The organism is Wolbachia sp. wLmal, from assembly GCF_049435495.1.
In the GTDB taxonomy this organism is placed as follows: Bacteria; Pseudomonadota; Alphaproteobacteria; order Rickettsiales; family Anaplasmataceae; genus Wolbachia; species Wolbachia pipientis.
In genome coordinates this window covers 463,234-482,638 of the sequence record NZ_CP185405.1, presented here as the reverse complement: position 1 = coordinate 482,638, position 19,405 = coordinate 463,234, and the positions used below count along the sequence as shown (strand labels likewise).

General features: G+C 35.0%; 13 protein-coding genes and 3 pseudogenes. 5 read left to right on the top strand and 11 right to left on the bottom strand.

The window, feature by feature from the left end; all coding sequences use genetic code 11:
* Nucleotides 1–36: 36 nt before the first annotated feature.
* Both uvrB and ACEL90_RS02475 read right to left on the bottom strand, forming a co-directional pair.
* Nucleotides 37–1,950, bottom strand: coding sequence for an excinuclease ABC subunit UvrB (gene uvrB, locus ACEL90_RS02480; RefSeq protein WP_423349197.1), 1,914 nt, complete (start codon nt 1,948–1,950; stop codon nt 37–39).
* A gap of 395 nt (nt 1,951–2,345) precedes the next feature.
* Nucleotides 2,346–2,624: pseudogene (locus ACEL90_RS02475) on the bottom strand (transposase); the annotation flags it as partial.
* A 127-nt stretch (nt 2,625–2,751) separates the two neighbouring features.
* On the opposite strand from ACEL90_RS02475, the pseudogene ACEL90_RS02470 reads away from it, so the two are divergent.
* Nucleotides 2,752–3,591 (top strand): annotated as a pseudogene (locus ACEL90_RS02470) (IS982 family transposase).
* Nucleotides 3,584–3,832 carry a transposase gene (locus ACEL90_RS02465; protein ID WP_423349196.1) on the top strand — a complete coding sequence of 83 codons (249 nt, stop codon included), beginning with the start codon at nt 3,584–3,586 and terminating at the stop codon, nt 3,830–3,832. The pseudogene ACEL90_RS02470 and the gene ACEL90_RS02465 overlap by 8 nt, the downstream one beginning before the upstream one ends.
* Nucleotides 3,833–4,176: 344 nt before the next feature.
* Here the strand turns inward: ACEL90_RS02465 and ACEL90_RS02460 are convergent, their stop codons facing one another.
* The 4 genes from ACEL90_RS02460 to ACEL90_RS02445 form a co-directional block, all read right to left on the bottom strand.
* Complete coding sequence (locus ACEL90_RS02460) at nt 4,177–4,563, bottom strand: cytochrome c-type biogenesis protein (protein WP_423349195.1); 387 nt, start codon at nt 4,561–4,563, stop codon at nt 4,177–4,179.
* The gene (locus ACEL90_RS02455) at nt 4,547–5,587 is read right to left on the bottom strand and encodes a hypothetical protein (RefSeq protein WP_213863054.1); all 1,041 of its coding nucleotides are present in this window, start codon (nt 5,585–5,587) and stop codon (nt 4,547–4,549) included. Before ACEL90_RS02455 ends, ACEL90_RS02460 begins: the two co-directional genes overlap by 17 nt.
* Nucleotides 5,580–5,942 carry a ferredoxin family 2Fe-2S iron-sulfur cluster binding protein gene (locus ACEL90_RS02450; protein ID WP_077188202.1) on the bottom strand — a complete coding sequence of 121 codons (363 nt, stop codon included), beginning with the start codon at nt 5,940–5,942 and terminating at the stop codon, nt 5,580–5,582. Before ACEL90_RS02450 ends, ACEL90_RS02455 begins: the two co-directional genes overlap by 8 nt.
* 96 nt (nt 5,943–6,038) lie before the next feature.
* Complete coding sequence (locus ACEL90_RS02445) at nt 6,039–6,161, bottom strand: hypothetical protein (protein ID WP_007549233.1); 123 nt, start codon at nt 6,159–6,161, stop codon at nt 6,039–6,041.
* A gap of 668 nt (nt 6,162–6,829) precedes the next feature.
* Here ACEL90_RS02445 and ACEL90_RS02440 point away from each other — a divergent pair.
* From ACEL90_RS02440 to ACEL90_RS02430, 3 genes and pseudogenes are all read left to right on the top strand, one after another.
* Nucleotides 6,830–8,383, top strand: a complete 1,554-nt coding sequence (locus ACEL90_RS02440; RefSeq protein ID WP_423349194.1) for a Mur ligase family protein — start codon at nt 6,830–6,832, stop codon at nt 8,381–8,383.
* A 6-nt stretch (nt 8,384–8,389) separates the two neighbouring features.
* Nucleotides 8,390–8,980: a COQ9 family protein gene (locus ACEL90_RS02435; RefSeq protein ID WP_065106633.1), complete on the top strand. Its 591-nt coding sequence runs from the start codon at nt 8,390–8,392 to the stop codon at nt 8,978–8,980.
* A gap of 22 nt (nt 8,981–9,002) precedes the next feature.
* A pseudogene (locus ACEL90_RS02430) lies at nt 9,003–9,317 on the top strand (hypothetical protein); the annotation flags it as partial.
* Here the strand turns inward: ACEL90_RS02430 and rsmD are convergent.
* The 5 genes from rsmD to ACEL90_RS02405 all read right to left on the bottom strand — a co-directional run bounded on the left by rsmD (nt 9,275) and on the right by ACEL90_RS02405 (nt 19,403).
* Nucleotides 9,275–9,823 carry a 16S rRNA (guanine(966)-N(2))-methyltransferase RsmD gene (rsmD, locus tag ACEL90_RS02425; protein WP_423349193.1) on the bottom strand — a complete coding sequence of 183 codons (549 nt, stop codon included), beginning with the start codon at nt 9,821–9,823 and terminating at the stop codon, nt 9,275–9,277. The pseudogene ACEL90_RS02430 and the gene rsmD sit on opposite strands and share 43 nt — an antisense overlap.
* Nucleotides 9,824–9,945: 122 nt before the next feature.
* Nucleotides 9,946–10,578 (bottom strand): WD_0853 family protein, encoded by a 633-nt coding sequence (locus ACEL90_RS02420; RefSeq protein WP_423349192.1) that lies wholly within the window; start codon nt 10,576–10,578, stop codon nt 9,946–9,948.
* Nucleotides 10,568–13,984: a type IV secretion system protein gene (locus ACEL90_RS02415; protein WP_423349191.1), complete on the bottom strand. Its 3,417-nt coding sequence runs from the start codon at nt 13,982–13,984 to the stop codon at nt 10,568–10,570. The genes ACEL90_RS02420 and ACEL90_RS02415 overlap by 11 nt, the downstream gene beginning before the upstream one ends.
* 89 nt (nt 13,985–14,073) lie before the next feature.
* Entirely contained in the window at nt 14,074–17,019 is a 2,946-nt protein-coding gene (locus tag ACEL90_RS02410; protein ID WP_423349190.1) for a type IV secretion system protein, read from the bottom strand.
* A complete protein-coding gene (locus tag ACEL90_RS02405; RefSeq protein WP_423349189.1) occupies nt 17,016–19,403 on the bottom strand; it encodes a type IV secretion system protein in 2,388 nt (795 codons plus the stop codon). Before ACEL90_RS02405 ends, ACEL90_RS02410 begins: the two co-directional genes overlap by 4 nt.
* Between the last annotated feature and the right edge of the window lie 2 nt (nt 19,404–19,405).

Sequence of the window (19,405 nt, the reverse complement as noted above, 5' to 3'; positions counted from 1 at the left end):
ACATTTTTATACTATGCCCATAGCATCATATATTACTTAACCTTGCAATAATTTTTTTATTCTTGCTGCTTCTTCGAACTCTAAATTTTCAGCATGCTCTATCATTTGCTTTCTCAAATCATCCTTATTAGTATTTACTTTCGGTTCTGCTATTGCCCTCTCTTGTAAGGTGTTTGATATAGGTTTTATTATAGTCTTCGGGATAATATTGTGCAATATATTATGTTCTTCTTGTTTTTTTCTTCTTCTTTCGGTCTCTCTTAATGCACGGTTCAGAGAACCAGTGATTTTATCTGCATACAAAATTACTCTACCTTCAGCATTACGCGCAGCACGACCGATCGTTTGAATTAATGAAGTTTCTGATCGCAAAAATCCTTCTTTATCAGCATCCAAAATTGCAACCAACCCACACTCTGGAATATCAAGACCTTCCCTCAGCAAGTTAACACCTACTAAAACATCGATTTCTTTAGATCTCAATTTGTATATAATTTCTATTCTCTCCAGCGCAGCAATATCAGAATGCAAATAACTCACTCTCATATTCAATTCACTCATATATTCAGCTAAATTTTCAGCCATTTTTTTCGTCAATGTAGTGATTAAAACACAAAATCCCTTCCCTATTGTCACTTGTGCCTCATGAATTACATCATCAATTTGACTCTCTATTGGTTTTACAATGCAGATTGGGTCTGTAAGCCCTGTTGGACGAATAACTTGCTCTATAAATACATTACTGGTCTTTGCCAACTCATACTTTCCGGGAGTGGATGAAATGTAAACAGTCTGCGGCCTAACTCCCTCCCACTCTTCAAATTTTAATGGACGATTATCAAAAGCGGAAGGGAGCCTGAAGCCATAGTCGATCAATTTCTTTTTACGCGCCTCATTACCACTGTACATCGCACCAACCTGAGGAACGGTGACATGACTCTCATCAACAAATAAAATTACGTCTTTGGGTAAATATTCAAACAAAGTAGGTGGTGGATCCCCAGCTTCCATTCCATAGAGATAACGCGAATAATTTTCAATACCTTTACATATTCCTGTTGTTCTCATCATTTCGATATCAAAATTAGTGCGTTGCTCGAGGCGCTTTGCTTCAACAATTTTTTTCTGTGAATAGTAATAATCCAAGCGTTCATGCAGCTCTTTTTTGACTAGTTCAATTGCCTGCAACAAAGCCTCACGTGGGGTTATGTAATAGCTATTTGGAAAAATGGTGATTTTATTTACGCCTTTGGTAACATTGCCCGTTATAGCATCAACTTCAGAAATTTCTTCTATTTCATCGCCAAATAACGATAAACGCCAAGCTTTATTTTCATAATGGGAAGGAAATATATCAACAATATCGCCGCGCACTCTGAAATATCCTCTCTCAAACCTGGCATCAGAGCGCTTGTATTGAAGATCAGTTAAGTTGCTCAGGAAATCATTAATACGAATTTTATTTCCAACACTAAGCGGTATGATCATGCTGCGGTAGCTCTCAGGCGAACCAAGACCGTATATGCAGGAAACACTGGCAACTACGATCGTATCCCTGCGCTCCAAAAGGGAGCAGACGGTGGAATAACGCAGCATCTCAATTCTTTCGTTAATTGCAGAATCTTTTTCGATATAAGTATCAGTTTGTGGTAAATAGGCTTCGGGTTGATAATAATCATAATAAGAAATGAAGTATTCAACAGCATTATGGGGAAACAATCCTTTCATTTCCTCATAAAGCTGTGCTGCTAAAGTTTTATTGTGTGCCATAATTAATGCAGGCCTGTTTGTCCTTGCAATAACATTTGCCATAGTAAAAGTTTTCCCAGAACCAGTAACTCCAAGCAAAACCTGATCTCTTTTATTGCTATTTAGCCCTGCAATTAAGCTATCGATTGCCTGTGGTTGATCCCCAGCCGGTTGAAAATGTGTAGCGATTTGAAATTCCATAGACTTTACTTACTATCTTTGATTCATTGTATAGTAAACACTATATTGCTTTTAAGATAAGTTGCATAGCTATCGTAAAGCCATAAAACATTAACCAACAATGTCATGCAAGTAGCTGACACTGGAATCTTGTTTCAATGTTAAACAAAATACCATAGAATTCAAGAAGACAATTCCTAAAAAATCCCTACATCCAAAAAAAGGCAAAATGCTGCTTGAATAAGCTAAATTTTTTTAGATGCAAAAACAATAAAACATAGTTGATACTAAAGTTATAGTACTCCTATGACAACGTTACAAAAATTAAGGAAATGGATAGCTCTGATCAATTGGAATAGTATTTTCAGGTACCGGTGGTCAATATGACATTTTTAAAATAAAGATTTAGAACCTGTTTAAAATCTTCTCAATAGAAGAGAAATGAAGGAAAGAACGACCATTTGTAGGCCAGTGTTAAGTTTTCGCTCGCAATTTTTCCACAATCGTCTGCATTTTTCTAACCAAGCGAAAGATCGCTCTACAACCCATCTTTGTGGCAATACAGCAAAGGAATGTAATTCACTTCGTTTTATTACTTCTACAGTTGCTCCAATAATCGTTTTTATTTTAGTTGCAAAATTTTCTCCTGTATAACCTGCATCGACCAGTATATTTTTAACTTCCGAGAGGTTTTCTTTTGCGCTTTCAACCATTCTCACAACACTGCTAACCCCAGTTGTAAATTAGAAAAAATAGAAAAGGTAAGGAAATAGGGTAAACTCCGAGGTATTTGATATTCATTCCTAAAATAGGAGGTTACCAATGAAAGAAAAAGTAACAGAAATCTTTTGTATAGTCGATGATTTTTGCAATACAGTCGATGAAAATTTTGCAGAAAAACTTCTACCAAGTGGCAAAAAACCAACCAGGACGCCAGAGATTACGCATTCAGAGATTTTTACCATAATATTGCTATATCAAGTGCGACAATTTTAAAAATTTCTATGTGCATTATTTGAAATTATTATACGAATCAGCGTTTCCAAAATTGCCATCCTATAGTAGGTTTATCAGGTTAAAATCGCGGGTTTTATGGTATTTAGCGCTCTTAATGCAATGGTTTTGCGAACAGTCAAAAGTGACAGGGATTTCGTACATAGATGCAACATCTATCGCTGTTTGCCATCCAAAAAGGACCTCGAGAAACAAAGTTTTCAAAGGGTTGGCAAAGATTGGAAAGACTACTTATGGGTGGTTTTTCGGTACATCTAGTAATCAATGAAACTGGCGAAATTCAAGGGGTTACGGTGATAAAAGGCAACGTTGATACCTGTGCCAAATTTAACTAAGAAATTGACTGGATTATTGTTTGGAGATAAAGGATATATCAAAAAAGATCTTTTTCACGAATTATTCGATAGAGGGTTAAAGCTTGTAACCAGTATAAAAAGGGTATGAAAAACTCATTAATGGTGCTAAATGAGAAGATTTTGTTAAGAAAAAGATCGATTATTGAGACAGTTTTTGGCTCTCTGAAAAACAAATTTGAGATTGAGCATACTCGCCACAGATCACCGATAAATTTTTTGGTACACATTTTTTCTACGCTTGTTTCATATTCCATGCAGCCGCTGCATTTCTAAGCTTTACTTCGTTGGCTAATCCGCAACTGGGGTATATAGGGTTGACACCAAGGCAATATTCTTCTGGAGAAGTTGATCGGCATGGCAGCATATCAAAGATGGGACCAGCGGAATGTAGAAGTATGTTATATGAAGCTGCACAAACAATGCTTACAGTTACCAAGAGGACATTTAAATTAAAAAACTGGGGTTGCAAAGAAAAAAGGAATGAAAAAAGCAATTGTAGCAGTAGCAAGAAAATTAGCTGTAATTATGCATAGGATGTTGGTTGATAAAACAGAATTTTATTATCAATAAACATCAAAAGAGCATAGGACAATAATTTTATTGAAAATAAAGATAGCAATGCCGATGGAAGGGACAAGCAAGAACTTAGTTAGACTTCGTGGTAAACATGTTGCCGTCCACTTCCGCCTAACAAGTATAATGCGGCTTGACAAATTTATTGTCATCTCAGACCGCGGAGAGAACCATATGCTACTTTTAACTTATGTAAAATTACCAAGGATTATGGAGAAGATATGCTGTTTTGATTTGTGTGAAAATTATTGTTGACTTATGTGCAATTAGAGAACCTAAGTCACTTTAGCTATATATAAAAGATTTAAGTGGTTGTACTGATGTATCTTTGTATTAAAAAACACCCAATAAGCAGAGTTGTAAGTGGAATAAACCACAAAATGTAAGTGCTAGATTTTATAGGCGGTACGATTATAATTGAATTGCCGTAAGAATTTTTTAACTCTGAGATTATCTCTTCATCTGTGTATCCATCATTGATTTTTTTACGAATTGCTTCTCGCATATCATACGCGATCTGAGATCCAGATTCAGACAATGATTCGCCAGAACATATTGGACACCTTATTATTTCAAATAAACTTGTTGCTCGTTTTTCCATGCTTTTATCTCTGAGTTTATTATCCAGAGTAAAAGCGTTTACGCCTGAGTGGAATATCAATATGAAAAGTAAACTAACTACTGCTCTCATCCTTGATTAATTGGGTTATTTTACTGAGCTGGTTCATAAAATCAGTGGTGGATAACTTTCCAATAAAGCTTGACCCTACATCATCATCGTACTTTATTGAAAATTGAATGCCATCATCAGTTGTTTTTTCTGATAAGGAAGACATTAATTTTTCAAACGCATCTGAAGTTTTTGAGTCACCAATCATAAACGAGATTAATTCTTTATAATTTGATATAGCCACGTTGATTTTGTCTTTAAATGAAGACGTAACCAAATTATAATTTCGCACTCCACCATCTGCAGCAAGAGAAAAATTATTACTTTGAATTAAAAATTTCTCTATGTTGAAATTAATTCTGGAAGCTGAGATGTGGTTTACAAATTCGTAATCAAATTTAGTGTCGATACTAAGGTAACTTTCAGGACTTGCAGTATTTTTATACCGATAAGTATAAAAATCAAATCCTAGTTTAGTATTTCCACTTGGTTCTTTATCGAGGTGAAATTGAATGTAATTGCTTTTATCATTCACTTCAGTTATAACACTTTGCTGATTTTCTAAAACATCACATTTTAATCCATAATCTTCGTAACGAAGTGTATCTATATAGTCTATCACGGTACTATTTTTGTTGAATCGCAATGAAGATGGTAAATCGTTTAGTCTAACAACAAAGTGGCTGCTATCGTTTGTGTGGCATTTTATATTCTTTTTCTCATCATCATGAACAGCAATGTTGACTTCATTGCTTGGTATGTAGATATATACTGATTTATCAAACAATCTATTTTTTATCAATAAAGCATCAGATGAGATGGTTAATTGCTCATTGGAAAATTTTGGGTTTGTCACACGAAAAATTAGGTTAGAAGGAAATCCACTAAAATCATGTGAAATATCAAATTTTTCGTCGTTAATGTATAGTATTGTTTCAGCTAAAAGATTTTTTACCTTACATGCAGAAAAATACCAAAAACCACTATACGCTACAGGAATAAACAAAAGTAAAGAGATGATAATATAGATAAAAATCTTACGCATGATTCCCCTGTTTATCTAATGATATGTTTCTTGTACCCCTTGGTATGGTTACACACAAGCCGTCGATATCTTTTGTGATTTTTATTTGGCATCCAAGCCTCGACGTCTCTGTTAAGCCGAAAGCTAGGTCTAACATATCATTTTCCTCATCAGATATAGGGTTATGTATTTCTACAGCATTATAAAACTTTGGATCAACAATTACATGGCATGTAGAGCAAGCAAGAGAACCTTCACATGCACCTTCAAGCAGATCTGGATCACTTCTGTGGGCTAAATTGAGCAGAGTTTCTCCCTCTGCAGCTTCATAGCTTTTCTTACTCCCATCAGGTAAAATAAAAGTAACAGATGGCATATTATTCCCATTAAAATCCTTACTAATTTCTTTATATCCTACAGGTAATAACTAATATTTGCAAACTCTTTACAATTCCAGTACCTATATTTCTTGTTATCCAAGTAGCTCTTTGTTGTCATCCGAGTAGCTGACGCTGGTTCCTTTATGACGGCAGTGCCCTCTTCTTGTCATCCCAGTGCCCTGATTACTCGGATCCAGAAAAAAGAATGGTGTCATGCAAGTAGCCTCCTTCTCCTGTCATCCGAGTAGCTGACACTGGGATGACACCCCACTTAACCGTCATACTGCCGCGGTATCTTAGCCGCTAACAAGCAGCGGGATACTTAGGGATGACGATTGTCGTTTAGCCATAAATATTTAAGAAATTTACCAAATAAAAAAAGGCAAAAGAAGCCCCGTGGTTATTATCCGCTTTAAAATATTGGCGTTTTTTATGTTTTAAACGCTTGACAAGCAAGATTAAGCCGCTTTTAATTGCAACTAACCTACGCTGCAAATGTTTAAGAAATTTACTAAGCAGAAAAAAAAGACAAAGAATCCCCGAGTTAGCTAGTCTTTTACTATCTCTGTCGAGTATTGGCATTTTTTGATGTCTTGTAACGCTTTATAAGCGCGTTCAGCTTATTTAGATAAAAATCTAGATGTAGATGAAGTTTTGTAAAGACATACAGTATCTATATACTGCAAAAAATTGAACATAAGACGCCGATACATTAAGTAACCCTTACCTTTTAATCTGCAGATTGGCGAAAGCAAATACAATAGCTTCACTATCATGATAAGGGCGCTGGCGAAGGGTGTCAAGCAAGTTTTTTCGTTTCTATTGAATGACAGTTATAACCTACGCAAGAAGTCTGTTGTAGTTTGTACGATATCTTTATAAAATGGTTCGCATAAGTTATCTAGCAGTGCAACTAAACAAATACAAAAATCAAAACGTCGCGGTTTTTGGTCTTGGTAAAACTGGTTTATCCGCCATTAACGCTCTAACAAAGAGTGGTGCAAGAATATATGCATGGGATGATCATGAAGAGCAAATAGCAAATGCAAAAATGATGAATAAAAAATGTAATTTTATTCATCCCAAGGAATACAATTGGCATGAGATCAGTGCATTGGTTTTAAGCCCTGGAGTGCCAACAGAGCCACATTGGATAGTAAAACTTGCAAGGAGATTTGATTGCAAAATAAAATCAGACATTGAGCTATTTCTTGAAGCTAAAACTACGAACCAGAAGGTAATAGGCGTCACAGGAACAAATGGTAAATCAACCACTACATCACTAATAGGGCACATATTAAAATCTGCAGGGAAAAAAGTAGCTATTGGTGGAAATTTAGGCGTTCCTGTTTTGGATCTAGAAAGAGATGCAGAAATTTATGTAATCGAACTCTCCTCTTTTCAATTGGAGTTGATGAATGAAATTAACGTGGACATTTCAGCACTGCTCAATATTACACCAGATCACATAGATAGGCATGGAAGTATGGAGAACTACATAGCAACTAAATTAAAACTGATAAACGGTAGTGAGGTTGCCGTAATAGGATGTGACAATGAGATTACTGCTGATATATTCAACAAATTCACTGGAGACAAAATTCCAATCTCAGTAACATATTCCCCGATGTCATTCCAGCGCGTGACGCTGGAATCCAAAAAAGAAAAACCATTGCCAACTACTCAGATGACAGAGGGTGGTGCAAGAGATCTAATATCATTGGCAGGTAACAATTTGCTTGATTATAGTGAACAGATTACTGGTATAGATCGAAATTATCTGGATCCCAGTGTCAGCTACTTGGATGACAAAAGGGGCACTGGGATCCAGAAGATCTCGTTAAAACTAGAGAATCATAGCTTATCAGTAAGCGACGTGAAAATAAACCTAATATCCAACGCAGAAAACATAGCAGCCACATATGCCGTATGTAAGGTACTTGGAGTAGATAGCAACACTATTATCAATGGAATCAAGTCCTTTTCAGGACTGAGGCATAGGAATGAACTGCTTGGCAAAATAAGAAATGTGTTTTTCGTGAACGATAGCAAAGCAACTAATGCAAAATCGAGCGAAAAGGCGATCTTATCTTATGAAAACATAAATTGGATCGCTGGTGGAAGAAGCAAAAAAGGTGGAATAGAATCATTAAGCAAGCATTTTACAAGGGTTAGAAAAGCTTTTCTTATTGGAGAATCAACCGAAGCTTTTGCAAATGTTATGGAGAATAAAGTAGATTATGTTAAATGTTGCAATCTAGAAGATGCATTCAGATTGGCTTTTGAAGAGGCCTTAAATAGCGCAGAAGAAGTAACAATATTACTTTCTCCCGCGTGTGCTTCTTTTGATCAATGGAAAAATTTCGAGGAACGTGGTGAAGCATTTTGTAGAATGTTTGAAAATCTCAGGTACAATCACACATGCTGTTTAGTATGATGTTGCGTGGAACAAAAGTTAATAATAGATAAGCTAATTAGGGTTATTCCATTTGAAGGGATAAGCGATGAAACCCTATTAAAGGTGTGCACTGACCTTAATCTAGCTAATAGCTTTTGCAAATTTCAGAATGGAATATATAGCGCTTTGGAGCACATAGCAGAGGACTTAAATAGCTCAATGGAAGCTGAACTAAGGAATTCTAATTTAGAAGATATGAAAGTGCGAGAGCGAGTAAAGTTAGCCATTCAAATACACCTTTCAAACTATGCTAAGCTACCGAATTATAGAGAACTTTTAAAAAATGTTTTATCATTCTCCGTATCACCAAAAAATACATATTTTTCTAGTAAACTTTTATACAGAACTATTAGTGCGATTTGGTATGGCATTCATGACCAATCAACAGATTTTAACTACTATACAAAAAGAGCAATATTAGCTGGAGTGTACTTAAGTACGATACTTTTTTTTATCAATGATTATTCAGAAGATTTTGCGGATACTTTATCGTTTCTTGATAACCGTATCAACAATGTCATGACATTTCAAAAATTCAAAACTCGCTTAAAAGGAATCATAGGAAATTTCTTATAAGCTATTGATTGTTGGTAGAAAAGTACTTGAGCACGATCCTGAAAAGGTTTGTGAAAATAAAAATATTCATGCTGATCATAAAGAACATTTAGTTTATCGTGAGGATAATAATGGTACAACAAAATACACCAGTTACGAAGAAAAAGAAAATAAATTTATTGAAGAAGCACATGAATATTTAATAGACTCTGAATTTAATAAAAATTTTGATCCAGGGCAGTACAGAATAAGCAATTTCTCCGGAAACTTGACGAAAATAGAACTGGAACTCATCAATGAAAAGTATATGCAAGTTCAAGTTAATAGAGAAAGAAAAATTATTCTCGCTATACCGTAGGTGCGTTCCAAGATTATACTGAAGTTTTTATTGCACTCAAAATCTTCGTTTTTCCTAATCTCTAGAATTATCAATGCATCATCACTTAACCAGCCTGAGTGAGCTAGTCCATTCAACGTTGATTCAACTAGATTGCTATTGTAAGGTGGGTCTATAAAAACTATGTCACATTTTGAAATAGGTTGTGGTAAGCAGTTAGCACTGCAGCAAATTAGCGTAACATTGTCCGTAATTCCAAAATCTTTTGCTGTTTTTTTAGGCAATTGCAAATTGTAATAATCTGAATCTACCATAAATGCATGTTTAGCGCCGCGAGAAAGCGCTTCAAATGAAAAAGAACCACTACCACAGAATAAATCAAGTACATTCAAGTTATAAATAGGTTTTCTTGAGGAAAGCATATTAAATATTGCTTCTCGGACAATACTCATAGTTGGCAGTGCAGCTAAATGCTTACCTGTAGTTATTTTTCTTCCGCGATATTTGCCTGCAATGATGCGTAGCATATTAAATAAGCTCCAAAATAATTAATTATTTATACTATATGATTAATGTCAATATGGCTTTAGCAGTTTAATAGAGAGAAGCTATCGAGTCGCTTGTAAGAAAAACACAAACACAAGACTCATCAGTTATCTTTTTCTGATTTGCCTGCTGCATTAATTGCTTGACCAATCTCATCTTGTAAATCATCATGATCATTTTTTTCATCATGATTTAGCCCTTCAATTCTGCTTTCTAACTCTAACTTAATTATAGTATTGATTTTATCTATATTATCAAGAAAGCCTCTACATTCTTCTTCACTATACTCTTCACCAGATGCTTTTTTTTCAATAAATAGGTTTTTAAATCCTGCTAGATCAGAATTCTGATCGGTATTTAGTACAACATTTCTCTCTATGAAGCTAAGATCTGACAGCAGTAAGCTAACCTCTAACAGATCTTCACTTTTCACGCTTTTAAGGTCTTCAAGACTTTCTAAAATACTAAACACCTTAATCCTTTCTTGTACAATCTCTTTGTCTTCCCTATCAAATTCAGACAATAAACTATGATTATCTACAAATTTCTCACTCAAAGCTTTATTCAATTTAGCAAAATTGACATCCTTGTCAAGTGATGTGTTATCCCGCAACAAGTCTACCCTTGCCCTACGCGCATTTAAAATGTCGTCGTAGTCATTTAACTTTATGTTGCCATCTTTGTCTTGCTGCAATTTATAATAATCAAGGCCTTTGAAATTTTTATTAGTCTTCATCTTCAATCCTCTTCTCATCTCCTTTTGCATCTGGTTTCCTCATTGGTTCCGGTAATTTCCTTTTACTGTCTTCTCGATTTCTTTTTTCCTCTCTTTCAGCACGTTTTTTTATAGCTTCCTGGGTATTCATTTCAAAAAGTGCCTTAACGTACTCTTCTGGATTTTTTGGTTCTTTAAATAAAGGCTTAAGATTATAAACTTCGTCTTTTCGATCTCTTTCTTCTTTTCTTCTAGCTCTTTCAGCACGTTTTTCCATACCTTCAAAAGCAGATCCAAAATCATCAATTTCATCTGAACCTTTTGGTTCCGTGCCTAAATTTCGTGTCACTTCATTTGATTGATCAGGATTGTCTTTTTCTGGTTCTCTCTTACGGCCTATGGTGTCATCATGAAGCTTATTCAAGAAATCTTGCCTATGCGATTTTGCTCTAAAAAGTAAGTTATTTGGATAACCATCTTTTTCTCCTGTACGGCGGCTAACTCCTATAGAATCAAGGCCATGCTCCCAAGTAAACTTCATAGCATCTTCTATTGTATAGCCCAAATGTGATCCTACATACCCTTTGTAATATTCTAAATATCTATCAATTCTTCTATGCACAATATCTTCTTTATCAACTCCAAATGCCCTGTAGATCTTTTCCTCAAGTTTATCAACGTCATTTTTAGGTGATGTTGCAAATTTTGTTGCTTCAATAGTAGCACCTACAAATTTACGTGGCACATCAATAGCGTATTTCAGCACTCCTCCAACTCTTGGTACTCTCCCCAGCAGATTAGCTGCACCTCCGGCTAATCTATCCGGTAAATGAGTAGCCCAACTGCCTAAAGACTCAAGTCCTCTACCAGCAAAATTTTGCCACTGCTGTTTGAATCCTTCCATTATGCCAGTCAAAGGCGATGCCTGATACATACTAGATATATTGTAAACGCTGAATCCACCACCAGCGATACTTGAGCCCATTTGTTGTACGAACGTGCGTAAGGAGAACATTAAAAATGAAAGCAAGAATAGTATAAAGATTTCCCCTGCATTGATTAAATAACCTCTCTGTATGTCTTGCACCCTTTGGTAATCGCTATTTTCTTGATAGTTTCTATTTACCTTATAAAAATTCTGTGATTGGCAGCTCCCATCTTGTCTAATTATATCTTGCACTAAAGACTTTATTTCACTTTTTAAACTTGGCTGTAGAATTACTTTTTCTATGATTTCCTTGTAATTAGTACACCTGCTTTCATTTCCTGGCTGCTTACAATAGATTTCTGTCTTTTTACTTATATTATTAATCAATAATAAGATATCAGCTTTTTCTGATGCATGGGATAAACTATTTGTTAAACGCACTAAATCTTTTACACTACAGCTATTATCTACTACCATATCACTTTCTGCAATATAATGGTCTGCTGGATTCTCTTTAGTACCAGGAATTGGGTTAAAGAAAGGATAATCTATATAACGAAACCCTTTTTCAATGTAATCCGGTGGAAGAGGGATATACCCAGCACCGCCAGTAAATTTTATTGTACCACCTTCTCTGCTTATCTTTTCTATACCTTCTATGTTCTTATCTACGTTCAGCGGAGAAGCTTCTCCAAGAGTGTAAGGTACGAAAATTTGCCCTGGGGTCCAACCAAAGTACTGCTTATCAACGATACAAAAACCACCAAACACCCATTTTGGAGCACATAACCTTACCTCAAACCATTTATTGTAGCATACAGTAAAACCTAACTGCCTATAAAAGGTATTCATTATAATGGAAGCCAGTAATGACAAGAGAGCAAATATCATAATCGACTGTAAACAAAAGCTGATGCAGAATTTTATCCAACCTTCAAATAGACTTTTCAGCGGTGAAAATAAAATAGAAATTAGAAACAGTGGCATAATGGCTATAAGAAAAGCTATACCCATAAAACCAGAGAGAAATATTATGTAAGCATATAAGCACAGCAAGAAGTATAGCACAATCCCTATGAAAATTGCCGGTATCATAAGAAGGCTTGCCCACATTTGGTAATGTAAAAACGCTGCAAACTTTTTCCAAACAGAATAAGCAAAAAACTTATTGAACATGTCCTCCATGAAGCTAAACAACTTAGCTTCATCTCCTTGAGCAATACTTCCGGTGTTCATGTTGGGAGCAAAATTAGTAATTATACTTATCAATTGTTCAAGACCTTTAACGAATAAAACAAGAAAATGATCATAGAAAAATCTAAAACTTCCAGGAGATATAAGCACTATTACTAGAGTGATTTTCATCATTCTGATGAGCATATCATGCTTAGTTTCTTGTATCATGCCAAAAAGATAAAGAAGCGATGAAATCATTACAAATAGAACAAGCAAGGAAAGAACAAAATTGTGAAAGCTCGTACTTTTTTCAGCTATATTTTCGAACATAGCTTGTGCAACTGCAGGATCATTGCTATTAAAATGTTCTTTGCAATTTTCGTTAATCAATAATACACATTTTAGATAGTTATAAATGTAATCAAAAAACCCAAAACTACTTGGCTGCTGCACTCCACTTAAGAACTCAAAAGAGTAGCCACCTACATTATCTAAGTAATATCTATCTAATATTTTTACATATATTTTCCATCCCTTTTTTAACTTCAACTCATTACAATTTCTGTCTTTTAATTTAGTGCTATCTCTGTCTAAAGTAAAAAGACCGCTCCCATTTTCTGCCACGGAGTTGTAACCTAGATGTACAGTAGGATATTGAGGATCGCGCATTAACTTTAGATTTTCGTTAGGATCATCTTTCCCCGTTTGAAACAAAAGATAAGCACCATGACCATTGGTAAACCAACATGGAGCACCACGTGATACTGTATTTGCGCTATCATCTTCATTAATGCACTTGCAATTTACAGTGCAACTTGTATCAGACTTACTTGAAAATTTTTGTATGCTAGGTTTATAATCATTACAAACTAAGTGAAAATTAGGTAAACTATTATCACTTTGTTTACCTTCAAATTTAGTTGCATATTTTAACTGCTCCAAGCTTTGTAAGGTATAACTGCCTTTTTTAGATTCCTTCTTGTTATTATTACTCCAAGATGTCCATGCACCATTTACTCGCACTATTAAGCTATCTCCATTGGTTTCTAATCCAGTATCTTTCCACTTCACCACTTGGTTATGGTGAAAACCAGAATTAATTTCACCAGTGTCAGGATCAATAACGCTTTCATCTTCACCTTCTGGAATAAAAGCATCATGATCGCTTGAAAAATGAGCGCTTACTGCAATAGGTTCAGGACCAAAATAGTCAGCAAATATGCACCTTGGAAAAGGCATATCGTTCTTACTACAACCTGTGATCAGCACATAAGCTGCAAGAAGTAATACCCTAAACCAACATTTGCCTAAACGTGATTGCATATCTAAACTTTTTCCAAATACAGAATAAATTTCTAAAACTTTACTTAAAATATCTTTTTAATTAGTTACTCCATAACATCATTCATATCTTACTCCTCTCCATTTTCTTCCTTGTTTTTAGCTTTAGCACTAGGATCACTTCTTATTGTTTCATCAGAATTTTTTTGCTGATCTGATTGTTTTAATGTTTTAGGTCTATCACTCGTTGTTTTATCAGAACTTCCTTTAGAATCTTCTTTTTTGTCTGGTTGCTTTGGTGTGTTAGGTAATTTAGCCTCAATTTTTCCCCGATCTTTACTCATTTTCTGCTTGATACTCTGTATCATACTTTGGGTCTTATCATCAAGGCCAACGGTTGACAGCATAGCTTGCGATGCGCTCTTAGCAACTGTACCAACACCGCCAGTAACTCCATAACTAGAGCTAAATAGTGTTTGTACCATAGTTTCCGATATAGAAACAAAAGCTTCCATTGCACCGGCAATAATGAGGTATGTAAACGCCTGGATTAGGTCTATAGGTAATGCTGCAAAGTGTCCACCAGCCCTTTCTCCGGTACTGAGTGCAACATCAACGCTAGTGCCAGGACTGTATCCAAGAGGCAGTATTGATTTCATCAAGCACAGATCATACGATAAGAAATTTACGCTAATTAAACATTGATAGCATGCAGAAAAATTTGTGAGGTTATATAAAACTGAATACATCAACTGATTTAAAAGAGATAAAAATGAAAATAAAATGACTGGTTCTAATGAAACATGAGCCAACGTTTTTATCCAATTATCAAACAAGGGTTTAGTCTTTTGAAATAGAATAAATACGATAAATAAAGGTGTTAATGACAGTAAAAACGCTACTAGAACAGTAGATATTACATATTTCAATGTAGCACTAATAATGCATTTTAAAAACGCATAAGTAGCGCAGAGTATTGCCAAAAATGCAATAACGCCAAAAGGACCAGAAAGCATCAACGATAAAAACTTTAGCCAAGTTTCTGCTGTGAATAATACTCCTGCTGTCAAGTCTAAGAATGCAAATTTTCTCTCCCCTTCTCCTACATAGCCAGAAAAACTATCAACTAAATAAGTGCTACCATCTATAAAAAGTCTGGATAAAGTTGTACCAAAAAGTTCCCAGCTTCTATCGCTAAAGGCAAAAGCTATAAATGCTATCTTGAACATTCTTACAATGAAATCAAATTTACTTAGCTGTATTGTTCCAAGCATATAGCCAACGACAGTAAATATAACGTATAGAGTAAGCAAAGCTCTTACCCCTTGAAGAAGACCTCTTGCATATCCTTTGTATGAATCTTTAACGCTGTCCCCAATTACTTCTTCTTTTATAAGTTTAAATACTCCGTTTACATTCGATGAAATAAAATCATTAATTTTTCTTTTAACAAATAAAGTTACTGTGTACTTATTATTTTCATAATATTTGCCATTTTTATCTGTAATGTCATCTCTCTCTACGTTGCTTACATTGATGCCGAAATATATCTTCTTAGATTCTTTGTTCTGAAAGTGTTCTCCGCTTATTACATCTAATATGGTGTACTCATCTTTTCCGTTTACTCTTTCTCTCACTCCTACCACTTTAAAATCATTAGTTCCCACACCATGCAAATCTTTAGGTGGCTCATCACCTAAATATACATATAATTTTTCGCCATTAATATATTCACATGATCTAGTCACTTTAACATGGTACCCTCCTCTATTATAGTAATAATGACCATAATCTGCGATAGCGAGCATCACACTACTACCGGGCGTTACCTCGTCATTTACTGGATAATCATTGTTCAATTCCAGAGAAAAATCCTCGAATTTATTGTTATCGCCAATTTGCGAACACATATTATCCCCTTTTGCACCCTCTTTCTTTGGAAGACATTGAATACCTTTAGCGGTATTTTTATCATCAGGATCACCAATTTTTGCAACAAGAGCCTCAGCCCAAGATTTATCATCTTCAGTAAAACTACCTGCTTTAACATTCCCTTCCATTTTTTCTAGATAAGAATACATATCACATTTATTTCCTTTATCGTACTTCTTATACCTTATAGAGGAGACACAGTTCCGTTCTCCTGCTTGACCTAAACCATAGTTCCATATACCCTTCTCACTATAGCATATATTTTGATGGTAGCAGTTAAGCTCATAGGAGGAGTACTTTTTTCTCTCATCAAGACTACAGTTTTTTCCATCACATAACTCGTTCAATCCTATTTTAGCGCGGCGTAAATCAAGTAGTGAACCATATACCCATGGTTCATTGTCTTGAATATAACCTTTATTAAAATGCACCTTATTATCATATGGGGTATACCCATTGCCAACTAGCACTTTGCTTTCCTTTGCTTTTGTTTTATCAAGAGGTAAAAATTGTATTTTATTTTTTGTACCATCTTTACCATCACAAAAAAACTCTCCCCCCTGATGTACTTCACTCACTGTAGCTTTCTTATATACAGTTTCCTTACGATCATTTTCTACAGCTTTATAACAATTGTCATCAAAATTGATGCCTTTCCCTTCTGGATTGTCGTAATCAATTGTTATTTTTCTGGGAACTAAGCTGAAGCTTAACTTGTCACCAGGATTTACTTTAATTCCAGTGTCCACATAATGTCTATTGCTGCCAAATCCTTTGCCACCACATAGTTCGTTTTTACTTTCATTAACACCATAATTGTTAGATACACTATTAATATCCGCAGCCTTACTATAATTTGGTTCTGAGCCATCAGCACAAAAGCTAGCTGGCACAAGTACTTTCCTTGGATTTTTGTCTTCTTTAAAAGGGCAAAAATTTACTGATCCATCGAGGGTGAATTTGATTTTCTCACCCTGACTAATTACCTGACCAGAATCAACCCAATGAATTTTATCGGCTTTACGAACTGGAACATCCACATTAACGCTGGTGTTTTTGCTCTGCAACCCAGGCTCGACACAATCCATATTACAACCAGTGATTGCAAGACACAGTATCAATAATAGTAATCTTTTACTTATCATTGCTGTCTTCCTGGTTGTGGTATCTGAGGCGTTGACCTTTGAGTCCCTTGTGGTATTTGAGGTCTTGACGTACCTGATTGTTGAGAGGCATCTCCTCTTTCTCTTCTTTGAACGCTTTGTTCATCTAACCCTACTGTCCCCATTAAGCTTTGTTGATACTGTCTTCCAGGTTCGCTTGCTACATAAGCACCAAACAACGAGTCAGATATTGCCGAAGAAGCTTCAACTAAAGCTTTCATAGCGTGTCCCAAAATAACAAAAGCCATCATAGCGGTAATATTAGGTGTATATTTGGAAGCATAACCATAAAAAATACAAGGGTTAAAAATCTTTAGGTTAATATTAAGTATACATGTAGAGCAGACCTCAAAATCAAATACTGAATACACAATATAATCCATAACCTGACTTATCAGTGATATAAAAATTAAAAGGACCACTGGATGAATTGCAAATCTTGCTAAATTTTTAACCCAGTTTTGAAACATCTGCCTAGTATACGCAAATAAAAGACAAATAATAAAAATAGGTGCTAAAGAAAGTAATAACGCAACTATTGCTATAGATGTAATAAAAGAAAATAAGGCATTAAAAATAGATAAGCTCACTGTGATTAAACCCCAAATCACCAAGCAAAAAGATACAATGCCCAAAGGGCCAGAAAATATAAGAGATACTATTAACAATACTGAATGCGATGACAAGAACCTATTGAGCGGCAAATCAAGAAACTCAAAAACATTTGAAGTAGTGCCTCTAAAATTTGCTATTTCTATTAGTTGTTTTGGAGTGTTAATAAATATAGAGAATGCGTTGTTATAAAAAAAGTCCCAGCTATTATCCTGCAATAGCTGGGCGATGATTCCTATCTTTACGCATATAATTAAAAACTCATATATAGAAATATGAGTTAATCCAAAAAAGTAATAAAGAGTATATAAGATTATATATAGTACTAATAGTGATATTATAGTAGATCTAATGGTATTTGTTCTGCTTGATTTTATAAAACTTTCGTAAAGAGACTTTACAGGACTAGTATCAGAGTGAATTGCGTTAGGGCCTTTATAATTAGAGCCGAAAAATGCAGTTTTCACTTTTTCATCAAAGAAATTATATATTGCACTAAAAGTTTTTGTAGGTGGCTCTTGAGTTGTTAGGTTAATGCTAAACTGACCTTCATTTCTGTAATCGCAGCCATGGTCTCTTATTCCGTAATATATGGTGCCTGTTTTGTCTTTTAATTTTCCTTTCAAGTTTTCCATGTCATGAACTTTGCTGATATCTACAGATATATCCGCTTGATTTTCACTAGGCTTATGCTCAGGGAATTTATCGGAAACACTTATATACAAGCTATTTTCCAGACTATGGTTCTTCGTTACTCTTATGTTGAACCCGCCTTTGTCATTTGTATTGTAGCAGCTCTTGTCATTTCTGCTACATAGACTAAAAGTTAAACTTGGTATTTGATGGTCATTCTCCATCTTATGATCACAACTAGTACATAAACCACCACCTGGAATGTGTTCAAGAGTTTCATTATCCATACCAACTTTTAGAAATGTAATGTCAGTTTTTACCTGTTTTCCCTTTAATACGTTACTAATAATTTCAGCAACAACAGATTCACCACTAGAATTTAAAGCATTGAATAGCTCAATTTCTATATTATTATATTCAATATACACGCAATCCTCGCCTCTACGACCAGAAGAAAATTTACATATACGTCTACAGAGTGAATTTAAAATGTGCGTATCTATCTTACTTGCACTGCTCTCTGAAAGCTTGCTGCAATCTATATTCTCTCCTTGTTTTATAGAGTTAATAATATTTTCAATTTCCTTTTTTCTTTCATCTTGATCTAACTTCGAAAACCAGTACTCTCTTCCACTCAACCATTGCGCATCGCCTATTATATATTTATTAGGACATATCCCATCCTTGCCACCTTGGCATTTCTCTTGATTTAAAACATGTGCAAAATGTTCCGTTTCTTGCTCGCTACACTTTTCGTCGATTTTCAAATACCTGATTTTTGTCTCACTCTCTTTATCTTTACACACTTTACTTCCAATCACACTAAAGCTTATCGTATCGCCTTTTTTAAGTGCAAATGGTAATGCAACGTCATTTCTCCCAGGCCCAATTGCAAAATCTGCATACTGCTTAGGACAAAAATTAATCTTACTAGGCACTATATCAATCTCTGTTACTCTTATTCTATCTGAGATATTAACACCAGAATCAACCCATTTCTGCTCTGTTGACACTATATCTAGTTTTTCACGCAAACCTGATAAATTTTCTGGCTTAATACAGTGATGTTCCCCGCAGCCTGACAGAAAAAAAAACGGTATTATCAGCAAAAATTTTAGCATAA